Origin of the sequence: Plantibacter sp. T3, from assembly GCF_902506515.1 — a bacterium.
GTDB classification, from domain to species: Bacteria; Actinomycetota; Actinomycetes; order Actinomycetales; family Microbacteriaceae; genus Plantibacter; species Plantibacter auratus.
In genome coordinates this window covers 2,382,769-2,402,184 of sequence record NZ_LR733286.1, presented here as the reverse complement: position 1 = coordinate 2,402,184, position 19,416 = coordinate 2,382,769, and the positions used below count along the sequence as shown (strand labels likewise).

Annotated in this window: 18 protein-coding genes, 2 tRNA genes and 1 riboswitch; of the genes, 5 read left to right on the top strand and 15 right to left on the bottom strand. The window is 69.5% G+C overall.

What is annotated here, in order from left to right:
* Window positions 1–54: 54 nt before the first annotated feature.
* The 3 genes from GV015_RS11510 to orn all read right to left on the bottom strand — a co-directional run bounded on the left by GV015_RS11510 (window position 55) and on the right by orn (window position 1,207).
* Window positions 55–405 carry a metallopeptidase family protein gene (locus GV015_RS11510; RefSeq protein ID WP_064295133.1) on the bottom strand — a complete coding sequence of 117 codons (351 nt, stop codon included), beginning with the start codon at window positions 403–405 and terminating at the stop codon, window positions 55–57.
* Between the two features lie 55 nt (window positions 406–460).
* Window positions 461–536 (bottom strand) — tRNA-His (locus GV015_RS11505).
* Window positions 537–586: 50 nt separating this feature from the next.
* Window positions 587–1,207: an oligoribonuclease gene (gene orn / locus GV015_RS11500; RefSeq protein ID WP_064295132.1), complete on the bottom strand. Its 621-nt coding sequence runs from the start codon at window positions 1,205–1,207 to the stop codon at window positions 587–589.
* 52 nt (window positions 1,208–1,259) lie between these two features.
* Between orn and GV015_RS11495 the strand changes: the two genes are divergently transcribed.
* Window positions 1,260–1,484 (top strand): SCO4848 family membrane protein, encoded by a 225-nt coding sequence (locus GV015_RS11495; protein WP_064295131.1) that lies wholly within the window; start codon window positions 1,260–1,262, stop codon window positions 1,482–1,484.
* 30 nt (window positions 1,485–1,514) lie between these two features.
* Window positions 1,515–1,587: transfer RNA gene (locus GV015_RS11490), tRNA-Arg, on the top strand.
* A 120-nt stretch (window positions 1,588–1,707) separates the two neighbouring features.
* Here the strand turns inward: GV015_RS11490 and GV015_RS11485 are convergent.
* The 6 genes from GV015_RS11485 to dinB all read right to left on the bottom strand — a co-directional run bounded on the left by GV015_RS11485 (window position 1,708) and on the right by dinB (window position 7,020).
* Window positions 1,708–2,280, bottom strand: a complete 573-nt coding sequence (locus GV015_RS11485; RefSeq protein WP_159878430.1) for a hypothetical protein — start codon at window positions 2,278–2,280, stop codon at window positions 1,708–1,710.
* Window positions 2,277–3,077 carry an energy-coupling factor transporter transmembrane protein EcfT gene (locus tag GV015_RS11480; protein WP_159878429.1) on the bottom strand — a complete coding sequence of 267 codons (801 nt, stop codon included), beginning with the start codon at window positions 3,075–3,077 and terminating at the stop codon, window positions 2,277–2,279. The genes GV015_RS11485 and GV015_RS11480 overlap by 4 nt, the downstream gene beginning before the upstream one ends.
* Complete coding sequence (locus GV015_RS11475) at window positions 3,074–4,555, bottom strand: ABC transporter ATP-binding protein (RefSeq protein ID WP_236555420.1); 1,482 nt, start codon at window positions 4,553–4,555, stop codon at window positions 3,074–3,076. The genes GV015_RS11480 and GV015_RS11475 overlap by 4 nt, the downstream gene beginning before the upstream one ends.
* Window positions 4,556–4,557: 2 nt before the next feature.
* Window positions 4,558–5,187 carry an ECF transporter S component gene (locus GV015_RS11470; protein ID WP_086473536.1) on the bottom strand — a complete coding sequence of 210 codons (630 nt, stop codon included), beginning with the start codon at window positions 5,185–5,187 and terminating at the stop codon, window positions 4,558–4,560.
* 36 nt (window positions 5,188–5,223) lie between these two features.
* A riboswitch (TPP riboswitch) is annotated at window positions 5,224–5,332 on the bottom strand.
* Between the two features lie 50 nt (window positions 5,333–5,382).
* Window positions 5,383–5,712, bottom strand: coding sequence for a hypothetical protein (locus tag GV015_RS11465; protein ID WP_079705686.1), 330 nt, complete (start codon window positions 5,710–5,712; stop codon window positions 5,383–5,385).
* A gap of 9 nt (window positions 5,713–5,721) precedes the next feature.
* The gene (gene dinB, locus GV015_RS11460) at window positions 5,722–7,020 is read right to left on the bottom strand and encodes a DNA polymerase IV (protein ID WP_079705685.1); all 1,299 of its coding nucleotides are present in this window, start codon (window positions 7,018–7,020) and stop codon (window positions 5,722–5,724) included.
* Window positions 7,021–7,102: 82 nt separating this feature from the next.
* On the opposite strand from dinB, the gene GV015_RS11455 reads away from it, so the two are divergent.
* Window positions 7,103–8,428, top strand: coding sequence for an acyltransferase (locus GV015_RS11455; RefSeq protein ID WP_159878428.1), 1,326 nt, complete (start codon window positions 7,103–7,105; stop codon window positions 8,426–8,428).
* Here the strand turns inward: GV015_RS11455 and GV015_RS11450 are convergent.
* The 4 genes from GV015_RS11450 to gatC all read right to left on the bottom strand — a co-directional run bounded on the left by GV015_RS11450 (window position 8,399) and on the right by gatC (window position 12,421).
* Entirely contained in the window at window positions 8,399–8,995 is a 597-nt protein-coding gene (locus GV015_RS11450) for a hypothetical protein (RefSeq protein WP_124769155.1), read from the bottom strand. The genes GV015_RS11455 and GV015_RS11450 overlap by 30 nt on opposite strands.
* Before the next feature lie 115 nt (window positions 8,996–9,110).
* Complete coding sequence (gene gatB, locus GV015_RS11445; RefSeq protein ID WP_079705682.1) at window positions 9,111–10,610, bottom strand: Asp-tRNA(Asn)/Glu-tRNA(Gln) amidotransferase subunit GatB; 1,500 nt, start codon at window positions 10,608–10,610, stop codon at window positions 9,111–9,113.
* 3 nt (window positions 10,611–10,613) lie between these two features.
* Window positions 10,614–12,125 (bottom strand): Asp-tRNA(Asn)/Glu-tRNA(Gln) amidotransferase subunit GatA, encoded by a 1,512-nt coding sequence (gene gatA / locus GV015_RS11440; RefSeq protein WP_159878427.1) that lies wholly within the window; start codon window positions 12,123–12,125, stop codon window positions 10,614–10,616.
* Window positions 12,122–12,421: an Asp-tRNA(Asn)/Glu-tRNA(Gln) amidotransferase subunit GatC gene (gene gatC, locus GV015_RS11435; RefSeq protein WP_064295120.1), complete on the bottom strand. Its 300-nt coding sequence runs from the start codon at window positions 12,419–12,421 to the stop codon at window positions 12,122–12,124. Before gatC ends, gatA begins: the two co-directional genes overlap by 4 nt.
* Window positions 12,422–12,511: 90 nt before the next feature.
* Here gatC and GV015_RS11430 point away from each other — a divergent pair, with 90 nt between their 5' ends.
* Window positions 12,512–14,233, top strand: coding sequence for a long-chain-fatty-acid--CoA ligase (locus tag GV015_RS11430; RefSeq protein WP_236555418.1), 1,722 nt, complete (start codon window positions 12,512–12,514; stop codon window positions 14,231–14,233).
* Between the two features lie 2 nt (window positions 14,234–14,235).
* Here the strand turns inward: GV015_RS11430 and ligA are convergent, their stop codons facing one another.
* Window positions 14,236–16,563: an NAD-dependent DNA ligase LigA gene (gene ligA / locus GV015_RS11425; RefSeq protein WP_159878425.1), complete on the bottom strand. Its 2,328-nt coding sequence runs from the start codon at window positions 16,561–16,563 to the stop codon at window positions 14,236–14,238.
* 151 nt (window positions 16,564–16,714) lie between these two features.
* Between ligA and GV015_RS11420 the strand changes: the two genes are divergently transcribed.
* Window positions 16,715–18,193, top strand: a complete 1,479-nt coding sequence (locus GV015_RS11420) for a sugar porter family MFS transporter (RefSeq protein WP_079705678.1) — start codon at window positions 16,715–16,717, stop codon at window positions 18,191–18,193.
* 61 nt (window positions 18,194–18,254) lie between these two features.
* Here GV015_RS11420 and mnmA read toward each other — a convergent pair whose 3' ends face one another.
* Window positions 18,255–19,373, bottom strand: a complete 1,119-nt coding sequence (mnmA, locus tag GV015_RS11415; RefSeq protein WP_229938575.1) for a tRNA 2-thiouridine(34) synthase MnmA — start codon at window positions 19,371–19,373, stop codon at window positions 18,255–18,257.
* Window positions 19,374–19,416 lie beyond the last annotated feature (43 nt).

Here is a 19,416-nt window from a genome sequence, read left to right as displayed (position 1 = left end):
ACTCCGAGGCACTTGCAACACACCGGAAACACGGCTCGGTGGGCGAGGCGGGTCTCAGGCCCAGCCGAGCTCGTGCAGCCGCTCGTCGTCGATGCCGTAGAAGTGCGCGATCTCGTGGACCAGGGTGGTGTGGATCTCGTCGGCGAGCTCGTCGAGTGTCTCGCACGCCGCCAGATGCGGCTCGCGGTAGACGATGATCCGGTCGGGCATCTCGCCGAAGCCGTAGCGGTCGCGCTCCGTCAGGGCGACGCCGTCGTACAGCCCGAGCGTGTCGAGCGTGCCGTTCTCAGGGCGGTCCTCGACGACGAAGACGACGTTGTCGAGACCGTCGACCATCTCGTCGGGCAAGCGGTCGAGTTCGTCCACCACGAGGGCTTCGAACGCCTCGGTGTCCAGCTCCAACATGCCCGCTCCCCGGATACGACAGAAGCCGGAGGGATCCTCCGGCTTCTGTACGACATGGGGTGAGTAACGGGGCTTGAACCCGCGACCTCCTGGACCACAACCAGGCGCTCTGCCAACTGAGCTATACCCACCATGCGACCTGCTCCGCGGAGACCGCGTCACAAGCGACTGGACGAGTCTATTACATGTTTGGGGCGTACCGTGACACGACCGCTTCCGAAACCTGCTTCGCGTCGTCGGAGGACGGGCCGGGGAGGTCGACGAACAACGCTCCGCGGTAGTAGGCGAGCTCACGGATCGACTCGAGGATGTCCGCCAGCGCGCGGTGTCCGCCGTGCTTCGACGGGGCGTTGAAGTACACCCGCGGGTACCACCGACGGGCCAGTTCCTTGATGGAGGAGACGTCGACGTTGCGGTAGTGCAGGTGGGCGTCGAGTCGCGGCATGTACCGCGCGAGGAATCCTCGGTCGGTCCCGATGGTGTTCCCGGCCAGCGGCGCCTTCGACTCGTCGGGGACGAAGCGCTGGATGTACTCGATGACCTGGAACTCGGCGTCCGCGACGCTCACGCCGTTCGGGATCTCCTCGAGCAGCCCCGACGTGCGGTGCATGTTCGTCACGAACTCACCCATGTTGTCGAGTGCCGACTGGTCGGGCTTGATCACGACGGAGTAACCCGGGTCGAGGATGTTCAGTTCGAAGTCGGTGATCACGACGGCGATCTCGACGAGTTCGTCGACCTCCAGCTCGAGTCCGGTCATCTCGCAGTCGATCCAGACCAGACGGTCCCCAGCTGTGCTCATGGGTCGAGTCTACTCAGCACGACCGACGCCGCCGGTTCCGTAGACTCGAGCCGTGATCATCGCCATCTCCGTCCTGCTGCTCGTCAACGGTGTCTACAACGTCGTCGTCTGGCCTCGCTTCCTCAAGCGGATCGTCGCCGACCCGCGTGCCCGCGACGATCAGGGACGTGCGACGACGTTCCTGCGCGTGCACGTCATCCTCATCAGCATCGCCCTCGTCCTCGCAGCCCTGTCGCTCGTCTTCGGAGTCCTCGGCCTCCTCGGCGTCGGCGCCTGAGACACCGCTGCGGTATCCTGGACGACGCCCGCCTCCGTAGCTCAGGGGATAGAGCAGGAGCCTTCTAATCTCTTGGTCGCAGGTTCGAATCCTGCCGGGGGCACACCCACCCTTCGACAAGCTCAGGGAACGAACCTCAGCCCTGACCCTTCGACAAGCTCAGGGACCGGAACCTCAGCCCCGGCCCTTCGACAAGCTCAGTGACCGAGATCGCGGTCGGCCGTCAGACGCGGAGCCAGGAGTTCCAGCGGCCCGCTTCGTCGCGCCTCAGGACATCGAGGACGAGGGATGAGACCTGGTCCGCGGCGCCGGTCGCCTCGATGCGGAGACCCGCATCGAGGTCGGGCCGTTCCCGCTCGATGAAGGCGTCCTCCTGGAGGGTCCACTCGGCGAGCCAGTCGACGCCGTCACCGCGCCCGATGAGGCGGTCGGTGCGCTGGACCACCGGCGCGTCGAGCCACAGCACCGTGTCGGCGAGTATTCGCGACGCCCGCGACGACGACCCGCAGCCCTCGACGATGAGTGGACGGTCACTCGGCACGAGGTGCGCCTCCGCACGGGCGGACCGTTCCCAGTCCCAACGCCGCCACTCCCCCGCGCGCCGCTCGGAGAACGGTGTGAGGATCCACTCGACGAGGAGTCGAGCACCCTCGTCGAGCCCCTCCCACCCCGGATACAGGTCGTCCATGTGGACGACCATGCTGGCCGTCAATGCGGACGCCACCGAGGAGGCGAGCGTCGTCTTCCCCGTGCCCGACCGTCCGTCGATGAGCAGGACCGGCGGAACCGCGCTCACTGGCCCACGACCCGGAACGTGCCGGCGAGGACCGCCGTGGACAGCGCGAAAGCCATGATCACGATCGTCACCAGGACGGCGACGAGGTCAGCCCGGCCCAGGCGGGACGGTCTGGCCCAGGTGCGTTCGTTCGGTGCCCCGAACCCCCGCGCCTCCATCGCCGTCGCGAGTTTGCTCCCGCGGCGGATGGCGAACACCAGCAGCACGAACGCCATGGACGCGAACCGCCGGACCACTCCCCGGTCCCCCAGCCCACGGGCACGACGGGCGAGCGCGAGACTGCGCCAGTCGTCGATAAAGAGTCCGAGCATCCGCGCTCCAGCGAGGATCCCGAGCACGAACCGAGACGGCAGCTTCGCGATCTGGGACAGCCCGTCGGCCAGATCGGTCGGATCCACCCGCGCGAAGAGCAGGATCGTCGGGAGACCGAGCGCCAGCACCCGGATCGTCACGGCGACCGCCAGTTCGATCGAGTTGTCCGTCACGCGGACGAACCCGAGCGACAGGTACTCCGTCCCTCCCGGCTTCGCGTACAACAGCATGCTGATCCCGCCGATGGGCGCGAAGACGAGCACCGGCAGGGCCCGCTTCAGCAACGCGGTGAACCGCAGGCCGGAGAGCGGGAACAGCATCACTTCGAGCAGCACCGCCGTGCTCGCACTCACCCAGTCGATCGTCAACAGCAACGGGACGGACAGGACGAGGACGGCCAGCACCTTCGTCACCGGATTCACGCGGTCGAGTGGCGGTCGATGGTGCAACACCGTCGAGCGGTCCGCTGCCGTGAGGCTTGTCATGCGGCCCGCCTCCCGAGTTCCAGCGGTTCGAGGAGGATGCGATGGTCGCCCAGATGTTCGACGACCCCCGCGTCATGCGTGACGGAGAGGATCGTCGCGCCGCGCTCGAGCTCGTGCTGCAGCAGGCGGACGAGTGACAACCACGTGCGTCGATCCTGCCCGAACGTCGGTTCGTCGAGGACCATGACCGCCGGCCGGGCAGCGAGGACGGTGGCCACCGACAACCGGCGCTTCTGACCGCCCGAGAGGCTGAACGGGTTCGCCTCGGCAAGACGACCGAGACCGAGCGCCTCGAGGATCTCGGAGACCCGCTCGTCGATGGCGGTCCGGGACCAGCGGAGGGCCTGCAGGCCGACACCGAGCTCGTTCCGCACGGTCGATGAGACGAACTGGTGCTCGGGATCCTGGAAGACCGTCCCGATGCGTGTGAGCAACTCGGTGGACTTCCAGCGGATCGGCCGGGATCCCAGCCTGCCGGCGAGCTGCGGAGCGGCGGTCACCGTCCCCGTGATCTCCGGCAGCAGTCCCGCCAGCGTGAGCGCGAGCGTGGACTTCCCCGCGCCGTTGGGGCCGACGATGACGGTCGCCGCACCCTCGGGCACCGCGAGCCCCAGGTGCTCCTGCACCGGCTGCTTCCGCGTTCGACCGATCGCCAGGTCGTCGGTCGTGATGACCGCGGCTGATGGGCCGGACACCGGACGAGGGGCCAACCCCAGCGGGATGCCCGGCACCCAGACGCCCGCATCGGCCAGGCGCTGCCCGACGTCGTCGAGGACGAGGTCGGGTGGCCCGTCGGCGAGGACACCGCCGTCGGCGTCGAGCACGACGACCCTGGTCATCAGCTCGCGCCAGACGTCGACGCGGTGTTCGATGACGACCAGGGTGGACGAACCGTCATCGACCAGCCGAGCGACGGCGTCCCGCACCTCGGCCACCCCGGCCGGGTCGAGGTTCGCGGTCGGTTCGTCGAGCAGGAGGAGCGAGGGGTGCATGGCGAGTACGCCGGCGAGGGCCAGCCGCTGTTTCTGGCCCCCGGACAGCGCCGAGGTCGAGTGGTCCAGCGGCAGGTCCAGTCCCACGGCCTCCAGCGAGGCGTCGACGCGGCGCCAGATCTCCTCGCGCTCGACGCCGAGGTTCTCGCAGCCGAAGGCGACGTCGTCGCCGACCTTGGACAGGATCACCTGCGAGTCGGGATCCTGCAGCACGAGCCCGATGCGACCCCTCGCTCGTTCAGGCGGAACGCCGTCCACGAGGAGCGAGCCGTGGGACTCCCCCTCGTCCGCACCGCCAAGGACGCCGGCCAGTGCGTGGATCAGCGTCGACTTGCCGGCACCGGACGCCCCCAGGAGGAGGACCCGTTCGCCCGGTTCGATCACGAGGTCGAGGTCGCGCACCGCCCAGGCCTTCCGACCGGCATGACGCCACCCCCAGTCCCGCGCGACGACGCGCGCCGAACCGGTCGCAGCCGTTCCCGGCACGATCAGACCTCGCGCCGAGCGTCCCGCCCCGACGCGAACCGACTGAGCGCTCCGGTCGACGCGAGTGCCCTGACGAGGGCCCAGCCGACGACACCGGCGAGGATCGCGCCCGAGACCAGCAGGGAACCGAGGTAGATCGCGTTGAACTCGACACCCTTCTCGAGGTTGCCCGACATCACGAGCTCGAGGAGCCACGCGCCGGCCCCGGCGCCGGCACCGGCGAGGATCGCCGGAACGAGGCCGAAGCGCTTGTACGCGAGCGCCGCGAACACCAGCTCAGCACCGAGGCCCTGAGCGAGGCCGGAGTACACCGTCGTGACGCCCCATGCGTTCCCGATGAGGGCGGAGACGATCGCACCGATGGTCTCCACGAGGAGTGCTGCGCCGGGCTTCCGGATGATGAGGCCGCCGAGCACCCCGCCGAGGAGCCAGATCCCGACGGCGATCCCGCCGAAACCGGGCGTGACGGCGCTGGCACCCGCGTACCAGAGTGATCCGAGCGTGTTCCACGCCCAGAAGATGAGGCCCGTCGCGACGCCGAGCACGGCGACCACGACGATGTCGACGACCCTCCAGCGCAAGGTCCGCGACGCAGCGCGTTCAGAGGGTGAGATCTTGGTCGATGCTGACACGATACGTGCCCTTCCTGTAGACGGAAAAGAGCACGGGATAGCGAGAAATGGTCTCCCTGCGCTGGCATGATCCAGATCAGGTTCGACGGTCGAAGGCGAATACCTTCCTCTCAGCCCGGTTCACCGGACTCCCGTGGTGGCACGAGTCTAACCCCTGCCGTGCGCAGTCGCACGACAGGGGTTCGACGGGGAGGGCTACTTCTTGAGGGCCTTGATGAGGCCGGCCAGCGCCTTGCCGCTCACCCAGATGAAGGGGATCGCGACGGCGATGAGCGAGATGAGGTTCGGGTCGAAACGAAGGCCCTCGTCGGTCTTGATGTAGGCACCGACCGGGATCGAGACGCCACCTCCGCCACCGCCGCTCGGGGCGTCGTCGCCGTCGCCCTCGGAGCCGCCGCCGAAGCCGTAGTACGTCAGCGCGACGGGCACGAGCTTCGTGCCGTCGACGTCCTGCTGCTCCCCGTAGGCTGCGGACACGCCGAGCCCCTTCGCCTGTTCTGCCAGCTTCTCCACGAGATTCGTCATACCGCGAGGCTACCGCTCGGTATCCACCGGTCCAAGGGGTTGATCCGTGCTCCCAGCACCCTGCGAGTCTCCGCGACTGCCGAGTCCGCGACGCCTCGGCTTGCCGAGGAGGGAGGCGGGAGCGATCGCGAGATCGCCGAACCGGCTCGCGACCCGGTCGATCGTCTGCTCGGCTTCACGCCACTCCTCGTCCGGGTCCCAGAGCCCGGCACCGGCCTCATCGGCGGGGACGAGCTGGTCGACCTTCACCCCGACGAGGCGCACGAGACGCCCACCGCGATCGAGGTCGTCGAACAACGACGCCGCCTCGTCATAGACCCGACGCCCGACGTTCGTGGCCTCGCCGATGGTGCGCGACCGGGTGATGACGCTGAAGTCCGCATAGCGGACACGGATGCTGATCGTCCGGCCGGCGTAGCCGCCCTTCCGGAGCCGGATCGCGACGAGACCGGCGAGGTTCAGCAGCTCGCGCTTGAGGATGGTCGGGTCGGAGACGTCCGTCGGGAAGGTCACCTCGTGGCTGACGCTCTTCTCGCGTCGTGCCAGCTCGATGCCGCGCGGATCGATCCCGTTCGCGAGCTCGAGGAGTCGGCGACCGGAGGCCTCACCGACCGCGCGCTGGAGCATCGACAGCGGGGTGGAGGCGAGCTGACCGATGGTCCGGATGCCCCGGTTCGTCAGCTGCTCCTCCGTCCGGCCACCGACGCCCCACAGCGCGCCGACCGGCAACGGGTGGAGGAACGCCAGGGTCTCGTCGGCGGGCACGACCAGCAGGCCGTCGGGCTTCGACAGGCCGGAGGCGAGCTTCGCGACGTACTTCGTCGATGCCAGGCCGACCGAGCACGGCAGACCGGTCGCGTCGAGGACCCGTTGCTTCACGAGCGCGGCGATCGTCCGTGGGCTCCCGAGCAACCGGACCGCGCCGGACACGTCGAGGAAGGCCTCGTCGATGCTCAGCGGCTCGACGAGCGGCGTGACCGACTCGAAGACCTCCATCACCCGATCGGAGTACTCGCGGTACCTGCCGTGGTGGGGTGGCAACACGACGGCGCTCGGACAGAGGCGCATCGCCTGGGACACCGGCATCGCCGCGCGCACGCCGTACCGGCGAGCCTCGTAACTGGCGGAGGTGACGACCGACCGCCCCTCCTTGTTGCCGACGATGATCGGGAGACCGCGCAGCTCGGGCCGTTCCAAGAGCTCGACCGAGACGAAGAACGCGTCCATGTCGACGTGGAGGATGGGGGTACCGCTGTCGTCGGCATCGTGCGCCGAGACGCGACGAGACGCTCCATCCTGCCGACTCATGCCTCCATTGTCGCAGTCGCCTCCGACACGCTCTCCACAAGGGCCGAGGCGGGAGGGCCCGGCGACGCTAGGCTGTCCGGCGATGAGCACGCGAACGCGGACCGGGTCGGCCCCGGCGGCCCCAGATCTCTCCGGGCGGGACCTCGCCCTCGACCTCGTGCGCGTCGCGTGCGTCGTGACGGTCGTCATCGTCCACCTCCTGATGGTCGCGGTGGCGGTCGAGCCGGACGGCACGATCGGCATCTCCCGAGCGTTGGAGCAGCAGCCGTGGTTCGACACAGGTACCTGGTTCGGCCAGATCATGCCGCTGTTCTTCATCGTTGGCGGCTTCGCGACGATCACCGGCTGGCGCAGCACCGTCCGACGCGGTGGCGGGACCAGCGACTTCCTCCGGTCCCGGGTGTTCCGACTCGCCCTGCCGACGATCCCGGTCCTGCTCTTCCTCGCCGCGGGGCTGTGGCTCGCCGGGGCCCTCGGCGTCGCCCCCGCCATCATCGAGGCCGTCGCCGCAGGCGTCGGGTCCCCGCTCTGGTTCCTGGCCGCCTACCTGCTCTGCCAGGCTGTCGCCCCGTTCCTCGCCACCTGCCACGACCGCCACCCCGTCCTGACCTGTGCGACACTGCTGGCCGGCGTGATCCTCGTCGACGTCGTCCGTTACTCGACCGGCCTCCTCGGCATCGGTCTCGTCAACCTGCTGTTCGTCTGGCCGCTGCTGCAGCAGTTCGGGTTCTTCCTGGCCGACGGACGTCTCCGCTCCGTTCCGCGCCTCGTCCTCGTCGCCGTGGTGCTCCTCTCCTACGGTGCGCTCGTGCCGATCACGACCTGGCTGCCGTACTCGACCAGCATGCTCGGCAACCTCAACCCACCGACGCTCCCCCTCGTCGTCCTCGGCGTCGGGCAGCTCGCCCTGCTCGCCCTGGTGCACCCACTGCTCACCGCCGTCATGCAGACCCGCGCCGCGCGAGCGGTCGTCTTCCTCATCGGGTCCCGGCTGATGACGGTGTACCTCTGGCATCTCCCCCTGATCATCGCGGTCGCCGGTCTCCAGCTCGCCCTCGGCATCCCCTTCGCGGAACCGCTGAGCGCCGCGTGGTGGTGGACCCGGCCGGTCGTGCTGCTGGTCGTCGCGGTCCTGCTCGCGGGCGTCGGCACACTCCTCGGCCGTGTCGAGCACCCTCGCAAGCTGCGCCTCGACCCGGAGCGCAAGCCTGCACACGTCGCCGTGTGGATCGCGCTCGCGAGCGCCTTCATCATGCCCTTCGCGGAGATCTCCCACCCGCTCACCGCCGCGATGGCGGCTGCCGGCGCTGTCGGCTCGATCATCGCGGTCGTGCTCCTGAACCCGACCCGTCGGCCGGTCGAGCGCGTCGCGAGCGGATCAGACCAGGCCGTGGACCAGCGGCCGTAGCCATTCACGGAAGGCCTCCTGGTCGTCCCGGAGCGACTCACTGACCACGATCGTGTCGGGCGCGACCACCCAGGCCCCCGGTCGGCAGATCGGGAGCACCTCGAGGTCCAACCGGAACGAGCTGGATTGCCGGCGCAACTCGAACTGACGCTCGCGGATGAGTTCGTAGACGTCGGTGAGGCGACTCGGCGATCGGCCTGCGAGCGCGCGCTCGTACTCCCGGATGCGAGCCGACGCCCAGCGGTGCGCGTCGTCGTACGCCCGGTAGGCGAGCTCCTGCAGGTCGAGAGCTCGATCGAACACCTCGAAGTGTGGTGGACGGACCTCGGCCATGAACAGGCGCGTGTCGCGACGGGCGATCCCGGTCCACCAACCGTCGAACTGGACGGCGAGCGCGTCGAGGTCGAGGCCGGTGACGTCGACCCGCTCCAGCCCCGGTGTGACCGCGGGAAGCTGCGCGACGCATCGCTCGCCGAGCCCTGCCATGTCGCGGAACGCGAGCGCCAGCATGAGGGCCATCGGAGCGTCTTCCGTGACCTGCCACCGCATGGTGCCTTCGACCAGCATGGCGGAAGTGTATGCCGGGCCAGCAGTCGGCACCAGGGCTTCCCCTGGCCGACGACATCGGGCCCGAGCCGCCGTCATCGACGGTGGCGCGGGCCCGATGGTGCAGCGGTGACCGCTACTGCGAGGCGCGCTCCAGGACGAGTTCGCGCACACGCGCCGCATCGGCCTGTCCGCGCATCGCCTTCATCACGGCGCCGATCACGGCGCCGGCGGCCTGGACCTTGCCGTCGCGGATCTTGGCGAGGACGTCCGGCTGAGCGGCCAGTGCCTCGTCGATGGCGGCGATCAGCGGACCGTCGTCGGACACGAGTGCGAGACCGCGAGCGTCGATGACCTCCTGGGGAGTGCCCTCCCCGTCGATGACGCCCTCGAGCACCTGGCGTGCGAGCTTGTCGTTGAGCGTTCCGGCCTCGACGAGCGCCGCGAGTGCCGCGACGTGCTCGGGTGACACGAGGCTCGTCGCCTCGACATCGCGCTGGTTCGCGATCCGCGAGATCTCGCCCGTCCACCACTTCCGTGCGGCGGCCGGAGCGGCGCCGGCCTCGACGGTGGCCGTGATCTCGTTCAGCAGACCACCGTTCACGACGTCCTGGAACTCCAGGTCGGTGAAGCCCCATTCGCTCTTCAGCCGACGACGACGGACGGCCGGCTGCTCGGGCAGGGCCGCTCTGAGTTCCTCGATGAGTTCGGGCGACGGCACGACCGGGAGCAGATCGGGCTCCGGGAAGTACCGGTAGTCGTCGGCGTCGCTCTTCGGCCGGCCGGCGGACGTCGCACCGGTGTCCTCGTGCCAGTGCCGCGTCTCCTGGACGATGGATCCGCCGTCCTTGAGGATTGCCGCCTGCCGCTGGATCTCGTAGCGGACGGCGCGCTCGACGGAACGCAGGGAGTTGACGTTCTTCGTCTCGGTTCGCGTGCCGAGCTTCTCCTGTCCACGCGGGCGCAGCGAGATGTTGGCGTCGCAGCGGAGGTTCCCGCGCTCCATCTTCGCGTCGGAGATGCCGAGCGCCACGACGATGTCGCGGATCGCGGAGACGTAGGCCTTCGCGATCTCGGGTGCCCGGTGCTCGGTGCCGTAGATCGGCTTGGTGACGATCTCGACGAGCGGCACACCCGCGCGGTTGTAGTCGACGAGCGAGTACTCGGCACCCTGGATACGGCCGGTGGAACCGCCGATGTGCGTGAGCTTGCCGGCGTCCTCCTCCATGTGCGCGCGCTCGATCGGCACCGTCACGATGGTGCCGTCCGCCAGCTCGACGTCGACCGAGCCCTCGAAGGCGATCGGCTCGTCGAACTGCGAGATCTGGTAGTTCTTCGCGAGGTCGGGGTAGAAGTAGTTCTTCCGCGCGAAACGGCTCGAGGGCGCGATCGAGCAGCCGAGGGCGAGCCCGAGGCTGATCGAGTACCGCACCGCCTGCTCGTTCACGACCGGGAGCGACCCGGGCAGACCGAGGCAGACCGGCGAGATGTTCGTGTTCGGAGCGTCGCCGAAGCCGTTCGGCGCCGAGGAGAACATCTTCGTCTTGGTGTTCAGCTCGACGTGCACCTCGAAGCCGAGCACCGGCTCGTACAGTTCGAGGGCTTCTTCGTAGGAGAGGAGCTTGTCCTTGGCCATGGGTTACCGACCTCCGAGAGCGGGTGCCTGCGAGATGAGGGTGTGCCCCCACGTCGATTCGAGAAGCGCCTCGAGAGCGGCGCCGACCCGGTAGAGCCTGGCGTCCTCCCGTGCTGGCGCCATGAACTGGATGCCGACGGGCAGACCGTCTTCCGGGGCGAGCCCGATCGGCACGCTGATGCCGGGCACGCCGGCGAGGTTCGCCGGGATGGTGGTGACGTCGTTCAGGTACATCGCCAGTGGGTCGTCGATACGCTCGCCCAGCTTGAACGCCGTCGTCGGGGCGCTCGGGCTCACGAGGACGTCGACCTGGTCGAACGCCGCCGCGAAGTCGCGCTGGATGAGCGTCCGGACCTTCTGGGCGCTGCCGTAGTAGGCGTCGTAGTAGCCCGCGCTGAGCGCGTACGTGCCGAGGATGATCCGTCGCTTCACCTCGGGACCGAAACCGGCCTCGCGCGTTGCGGACATGACCTGCTCGACCGTGCCGCCACCCTCGGGCGTGACCCGCATGCCGAAGCGCACCGAGTCGAACTTCGCGAGGTTGCTCGACGCTTCGGCGGGGAGGATGAGGTAGTAGGCGGCGACGGCGTACTCGAAGTTCGGAGCGGAGACCTCGACGATCTCGGCACCGTTCGCCTCGAGTACCGCGAGCGCCTCCTGGAAGCGGCTCTTCACGCCGGCTTGGAAGCCCGCACCATTGAGCTCGGTGACGACGCCGACCCGCAGGCCGCGCAGCACGTCGCCGCGCGCGCCCTCGCGGGCCGCACCGGCCATCGACGGCCAGGCGTCGCGGAGAGAGGTGGAGTCGAGGGCGTCGTGCCCGGCGATGACGTCGTGGAGGAGGCCCGAGTCGAGGACCGTGCGGCTGACCGGCCCGACCTGGTCGAGCGAGGAGGCGAGCGCGATCGCCCCGTAGCGGCTGACCGCGCCGTAGGTCGGCTTCACGCCGACCGTGCCGGTCACGTGCGCCGGCTGGCGGATGGACCCGCCGGTGTCGCTGCCGAGGGCGATGGGCGCCTCGAACGCGGCGACCGCGGCGGCGGAGCCACCGCCGGAACCGCCGGGGATGCGGTCGAGGTCCCACGGGTTGTGGGTCGGGCCGTACGCGGAGTGCTCCGTGCTCGAGCCCATGGCGAACTCGTCCATGTTCGTCTTGCCGAGCGGCACGAGACCGGCGGCACGCGACCGGGCGACGACGGTCGCGTCGAACGGTGACAGGTACCCCTCGAGGATCTTGCTCCCCGAGGTGGACGGCATGTCCGTCGTGACCAGCACGTCCTTGATGGCGAGCGGGACGCCCGCCAGCTCGCCGAGGTCCTCGCCCGCGGCACGGCGTGCGTCGATGTCGGCGGCGACGTCGAGTGCGTGGTCCGACACGTGGAGGAAGGCGTGGACGTCGCCGTCGACCTGCGCGATGCGGTCGAGGTGCGCCTGGGTGGCTTCGACGCTGGAGACCTCGCCAGCGCGCAGCTTGCTCGACAGCTCGGCTGCCGTGAGACCGATCAACCCGCTCACTGCTCCTCCCCCAGGATCGCCGAGACCTTGAAGCGACCGTCGGCCGATTCCGGCGCGTTCTGCAGCGCCTGCTCCCGCGTGAGCGTGTTGCCGACGACGTCGTCGCGGTACACGTTCTCGAGCGGGATCGGGTGGCTCGTCGCCGGGACGTCAGGCGTGGCCACCTGCTGCACCTTCTGGATGTTGTCCACGATGGAGTCGAGCTCCGTCGTGAGGTGGGCGATCTCGTCCTGGCTCAGGGCGATTCGAGCGAGGTTCGCGAGATGCGCGACCTGCTCGGTAGTGATTTCCGACATGCGTCTCCCGTACGTGTAGCGGTGGCGGTCGCTCCAGTCTATTCGCCAGGGACGTGGTCGTCCGTCGGGCTCCGCCCCTACAGTGGGACGGTGACCCAGAACGACTCGAGCAGCCGTCCCCGTCCCCCGCACGAGCGTCCCTGGCTCGCGAGCTACGCCGCCGACGTGCCGGACGACATCCCCGAGCAGACCGGCAGCCTCGGCGATCTCGTCGAAGCCTCCGCCGCGAGCTACCCGGACGCCGTCGCGCTGGAGTTCTTCGGGTCGACCACCACCTACACGGAGCTCGAGGCGCTCATCGCCCGTGCCGCCGCCGGCCTGCGCGCACTCGGTGTCCGGGCGGGAGACCCCGTCGCCCTCATGCTCCCGAACTGCCCGCAGCACATCGTCGCGTTCTACGCGGTCCTCAGGCTGGGCGCCGTCGTCATCGAGCACAATCCGCTCTACACCCCCCAAGAACTCAGCCACCAGTTCGAGGACCACCGCGCGACGTTCGCGATCGTCTGGGACAAGGTCGCCGAGCACCTGCAGGACTTCCCGGCCGACCTGGCGGTGCACTCGCTCGTGACGATCGACGTGACCCGGGCGATGCCGCTCCACATGCGCGCTGCTCTCCGTCTGCCCATCCCGAAGGCGAGAGCCTCACGGGCTCAGCTCACCGCGCCGGTCTCGGGCACCGTGGGGTGGGAGCAGCTCCTGACCTCGGGGCCGCTGCCGGCGAGCCACCCGAAGCCCGCGACCGACGCCCTCGCACTCATCCAGTACACGAGCGGGACGACGGGCTCGCCCAAGGGTGCAGCACTCACCCACGGCAACCTGCTCGCGAACGCGGCGCAGTCCCGCGCCTGGGTGCCCACGGTCAAGCGTGGGGAGGCCGTCGTCTACGCGGTGCTCCCGATGTTCCACGCCTACGGCCTGACGCTCTGCCTGACGTTCGCCATGAGCATGGGCTCGCGCCTCGTCCTCTTCCCGAAGTTCGACCCGGCGCTCGTCCTCAAGGTCATGAAGAAGCGACCGCCGACCTTCCTGCCCGCCGTCCCGCCCATCGCCGACCGTCTCCTGACCGCGGCGACCGAGCAGGGCGTGTCACTGCAGGGCACCGAGATCGCCATCTCTGGCGCGATGCCGCTGCCACACGACCTCGTCGTCCCGTTCGAAGCCGCGTCCGGCGGCTTCCTCGTCGAAGGCTACGGGCTGTCCGAGTGCTCCCCGGTCATCTCCGCGAACCCGGTCTCGACCGCACGGAAGCCCGGGACCATCGGCCTCCCGCTGCCGAGCACCGAGGTGCGCGTCGTGGATCCCGACGACCCGGAGACTGACCGGCCAGCCGGCGAGGCGGGCGAGTTGCTCGTGCGCGGCCCGCAGGTCTTCCACGGCTACTACAACAAGCCCGAAGAGACCGCCGCCGTCCTGCTCCCAGGCGGTTGGTTCCGCACCGGTGACATCGTGTCCATCGACGAGGAGGGGTTCATGACCGTCGTCGACCGGATCAAGGAGCTCATCATCACCGGCGGGTTCAACGTGTCGCCGAGCGAGGTCGAGCAGGTGCTCCGCGGGCACGCGTCGGTCGCTGACGCCGCCGTCGTCGGGCTCCCCGATCCCCACTCCGGCGAGCAGGTCGTCGCGGCCGTCGTCGCGGCTCCCGGTGCCACCGTGGATCCGGATGCCCTCCGAGCCTGGGCGCGGGAGATCCTCGCCCCGTACAAGGTGCCGAAGCGGGTCGTCGTCGTCAACGAACTCCCCAAGTCGCTCATCGGCAAGGTGCTGCGGCGCCAGGTCCGCGACGAGCTGCTGCAGGCCGACCAGGACTGAGGTCAGTCCGTAGGCACCTCGTCGGCGGACTCCGCACCCTCGGCCTCATCCGCGGCCGGGGCCTCCGGCTCGCCGAGCGCCGCCGGACCCTCGGAGACGAGCAGGGCGAACTGCTCGGCGTCGATGATCCGCAGACCGAGTGCTTCGGCCTTCGCGAGCTTCGACCCGGCACCCGGGCCGGCGGCGACGAAGTCGGTCTTCTTCGAGACGCTCGACGCAGCCTTCCCGCCCGCCTGCACGATCGCTTCCAGCGCACCCTCCCGGGTGAAGCCCTCGAGCGAACCGGTGGCGACGACGGTGACACCGGACAGCACACCACCGGCCGCGACCGCCGCGCCCGGCCCCGGGTGTCCGGGTGTCGCCCACTGCACGCCCGCCGCAGTCCACTCCTCGACGATCTCGCGATGCCAGTCGACCTCGAACCAGGCGATGAGGGCGTCGGCGATGATCCCGCCCACGCCGTCGACCTCTGCGAGCTCGTCGCGGGTGGCCGCACGGATGGCATCAAGCGAACCGAAGTACTCCGCGAGTGACCGGGCGGCGACCGGGCCGACGTGGCGGATGTTCAGTGCCACGAGCAACCGGGCGAGCGGGCGGGTCTTCGCGCCGTCGAGGTTGGCGAGGAGTTCGATCGCGTTCTTGGACGGCACCGAGGACTCGTCGCCGTCGAACTCGGCCGCGGCCGGATCGTGCACGCCGTCCCTCTTGGCGCGTCGGCGGCGGAAGGGCGTGACGCGCTTCTCGGATCCGTCCTCGTTGAGCTTGGGCAGCCCGGTCTCGTTGTCGCGGACGATCACCGTGACCGGGAAGATGTCGGCCATCGTGAGCGAGAAGAGTCCGGCCTCAGTCGTCAGCGGTGGTTCCGCAGGCTCCACCGGCTGGGTGAGCGCCGCTGCCGCCACCTCGCCGAGCGCCTCGACGTCGAGCGCGCCACGGGAGCCGATGTGCTCGACGCGTCCGCGCACCTGCGCCGGGCAGCTCCGCGCGTTCGGGCAGCGCAGGTCGATGTCGCCCTCCTTCGCGGGGGCGAGGGGGGTACCGCACTCGGGGCAGTGCTCGGGCATGACGAACTCCCGCTCCGAACCGTCGCGGAGCTCGACGACCGGGCCGAGGACCTCGGGGATGACGTCGCCGGCCTTCCGGAGGACGACGGTGTCGCCGATGAGCACCCCCTTCGCCTTCACGACGTCCTGGTTGTGCAGGGTCGCCTGACGCACCTCGCTGCCGGCGACGAGCACCTTCTCCATGACGGCGAACGGGGTGGCGCGACCGGTGCGCCCGACGCTCACGACGATGTCGAGGAGCTTCGTGTTCACCTGCTCGGGCGGGTACTTGTAGGCGATGGCCCATCGCGGAGCACGACTCGTCGCGCCGAGCTCGCCGTGGAGCGCGAGATCGTCGACCTTCACGACGACGCCGTCGATCTCGTGCTCGACGCTGTCGCGGTGGGCGCCGAAGTACTCGATGAACTCCGCCGCACCGGTCGCCTCGTCGTGGACCCGGTAGTGCGAGGAGGTCGGGAGCCCCCAGCTGTGCAGCAGCTCGTAGACCTGTGACTGCCGAGCGACGGGCGGCTGTTCCCACGCGCCGATGCCGTGGACGAGCATCTGCAGGCGGCCGAGCCGGTCGCGCATGAGTGCGAGCTGGGCCGGGTTCTTGCTCTCCGCCTTCTGGCGCAGGGAACCGCTCGCCGCGTTGCGCGGGTTGGCGAAGACCCGTTCACCGGCGGCCGCCTGGTTGGCGTTCAGTTCGCGGAAGGCCTCGACCGGGAAGAAGATCTCGCCCCGGACTTCGACGACCTCCGGGAACTCGACCCCGGGGTCGGACGACGTCAGGCGTTCGGGGATGGAACGGATGTACCGCACGTTCTCCGTGACGTCCTCGCCGACGACGCCGTCGCCGCGCGTGGCCGCGCTCACGAGGCGGCCGCGCTCGTACCGGAGGTTGATGGCGAGGCCGTCGATCTTCAGTTCGCAGAGGTACTGGACGGACCCTCCGGCGTCGCGCTCGACCTTGGCGGCCCAGGCGAGGAACTCCTCGATCGAGAAGACGTTGTCGAGGCTGAGCATGCGCTCGAGGTGGGTGACCGGGGCGAACAGCGTGGTCTCGGCGCGCCCGCCGACGGTCTGGGTGGGGCTGTCCTGGCTCTGCAGCTCGGGGAAGAGACGCTCGAGCTCCTCGAGCCGACGGAGCATCGCGTCGTACTCCTCGTCGGAGGCGAGCGACTCGTCGCGCTCGTAGTACGCGTCGCGAAGCTCGAGGATGCGCGAGGTGAGTTCCTCGGCCTCGGTCGATGCCTGCTGGAGGGTCTGTCCGGTGCTGTTCGCCACGGCGTCCAGTCTACGAGCGGCGTCCGACACCGGCGGGCGCTTGACACCCGGCACGTCCTCCCAGATGTGCGCAACCGGGTCGGGGCGGGTCTCATCGAGGAGTAGGGTGTCGCAGTGCCGCAGGAACCATGCGCGCGGAATCGGAGGAACCATGTCCCAGTCCAGCAGTCCGGGAACGGGGGCGGCTCCTACCAGCAAGCAGCTGACCGCGCGCGTCATCGGCATCTCCGTCTCGGCCGCGGTCGGTGGCTTCCTCTTCGGGTTCGACTCCTCCGTGGTGAACGGCGCGGTCGACGCGATGCAGGACCACTTCGCGCTCAGTGAGGCGCTCATCGGCTTCGCGGTCGCGTCAGCGCTGCTCGGTTGCGCGCTCGGCGCCTACCTCGCGGGCCGGATCGCCGACAGCCGCGGCCGCATCTTCACGATGCTGCTCGGTGCAGGCCTGTTCTTCATCTCCTCCTTCGGAGCCGGCTTCGCCTTCTCCCCCTGGGACCTCGTCATCTGGCGCATCGTCGGCGGGCTCGGTATCGGCATCGCCTCGGTCGTGGCTCCGGCGTACATCGCCGAGATCGCGCCGAGCGCCATCCGCGGCCGCCTCGCCTCGCTGCAGCAGCTCGCCATCACGCTCGGCATCTTCGCCGCGCTCCTGTCCGACTCCGTCCTGGCGGGCGCCGCCGGCGGCGCCTCGAACCCGCTGTGGTTCGGCGTCGAGGCCTGGCGCTGGATGTTCATCGCCTGCGCGCTCCCGGCCGTGGTCTACGGCGTGCTCGCGATGCGGCTCCCCGAGTCGCCCCGGTTCCTCGTCCGCAAGGGCAAGTCGGACGAGGCCCGTCGGATCTTCGCGACCGTCTGGCCGCAGGAGGAGGTGGATCGCGCCGTCAAGCTCGCCGAGCAGGCGGTGAAGGACGATGAGCAGCAGAAGAAGGCGACCCTCTGGGGCGGACGCTTCGGGCTCCTGCCGATCGTCTGGATCGGCATCATCCTGTCGATCTTCCAGCAGTTCGTCGGCATCAACGTGATCTTCTACTACTCGACGACGCTGTGGAAGGCCGTCGGGTTCCAGGAGTCCGACTCGCTCCTCATCTCGGTCATCACCTCGGTGACGAACGTCGCGGTCACCGTCGTCGCCATCCTGCTCGTGGACCGCATCGGTCGACGGCCGATCCTCCTCGCGGGTTCCATCGGTATGACGGTCTCGCTCGGCGCGATGGCGATCGCGTTCACGCAGTCGGTCACCGACAGCGCCGGCGAGGTCTCGCTGCCCCAGCCCTGGGGCACGATCGCCCTCGTGGCCGCCAACGTGTTCGTCGTCGCGTTCGGCGCGTCGTGGGGACCGCTCGTCTGGGTGCTCCTCGGCGAGATCTTCCCGAACCGCCTGCGCGCGAAGGCGCTCGGTGTCGCGGCGATGGCGCAGTGGATCGCGAACTTCCTCATCACGGTCAGCTTCCCGGCCCTCGCCGCGTTCTCCCTGCCGGTGACCTACGGCATGTACGCGCTGTTCGCGCTCCTCTCGTTCGTCTTCGTCCTCGCGAAGATCCCCGAGACGAACGGCCTGACGCTCGAGGAGGCGGAGACCCTCTTCGTCAAGAAGCCCAAGAAGTCCAAGGCGGGCGCACAGACCCGATCCTGACGACCGACGCAGAACGCCCGACGAGCCTGGCTCGTCGGGCGTTCCGTCGTTCCTGGGGTCCTCAGGCGGAGGCGGCGGCTCCGACGGGCACCGCACTGACGGTGCGGTCGATCGTGAACTGGCCGAGGACGCGCGTCCCGCTGTACAGCACGGCGGTCTGTCCGGGAGCGACGCCGTCGAGTGGCGTCTCCGGGTGGACGACGAGCTCGCCGTCGACGAGCGTCAGTGCGGCGGGAACCGGATCGGCGTGCGCACGGATCTGGACGTCGCACGGGATCGGTGCGACACCGACCTCCGGAGCCCTCCCAGCCCAGGTGAAGCGCGAACCGGCGATCTCGCCGATGGCGAGCGCCTCCTTCGGCCCGACGACGACCGTGTTGTCCTTCGGACGCACCTCGAGGACGAAGCGCGGACGTCCATCCGGCGCGGGCACGCCGAGGTGCAGGCCCTTGCGCTGGCCGACGGTGAAGGCGTGGGCGCCCTCGTGCGAACCGACGACGGCTCCGTCTCGGTCGAGGACCTGGCCGGTCTCGGTGCCGACCCGCTCCCCCAGCCAGCCCTTCGTATCGCCGTCGGGGATGAAGCAGATGTCGTGGCTGTCGGGCTTGTTCGCCACCGTGAAGCCGCGCTCCGCGGCCTCGGCTCGGACCTCGGCTTTCGACGGTGTCGCGCCGAGCGGGAACATCGAGTGCGCGAGCTGTTCGGCGGTGAGCACGCCCAGGACGTACGACTGGTCCTTGGCCCAGGCACTCGCGCGGTGCAGCTCACGATCACCCTCGGGGCTCGTGACGATCGTGGCGTAGTGACCGGTCACGACCGCGTCGAACCCGAGGTCGAGCGCCTTCTCGAGCAACGCCGCGAACTTGATCTTCTCGTTGCAACGCATGCACGGGTTCGGGGTCCGGCCGGCGCGGTACTCGGCGATGAAGTCGTCCACCACGTCGAGCTTGAAGCGCTCCGAGAAGTCCCACACGTAGTACGGGATGCCGATCAGGTTCGCCGCACGCTGGGCGTCCATCGAGTCCTCGATGGTGCAGCACCCGCGACTGCCGGTCCGGAGCGTGCCCGGCATCCGGCTGAGCGCCAGGTGGACGCCGACCACCTCATGGCCTGCGTCGACGGCGCGTGCCGCTGCCACGGCGGAGTCGACTCCGCCACTCATCGCTGCCAGAACTTTCACCGGGCAAGTCTACGCGCCAGCCGCTGGACGGCCACCCGCAAGC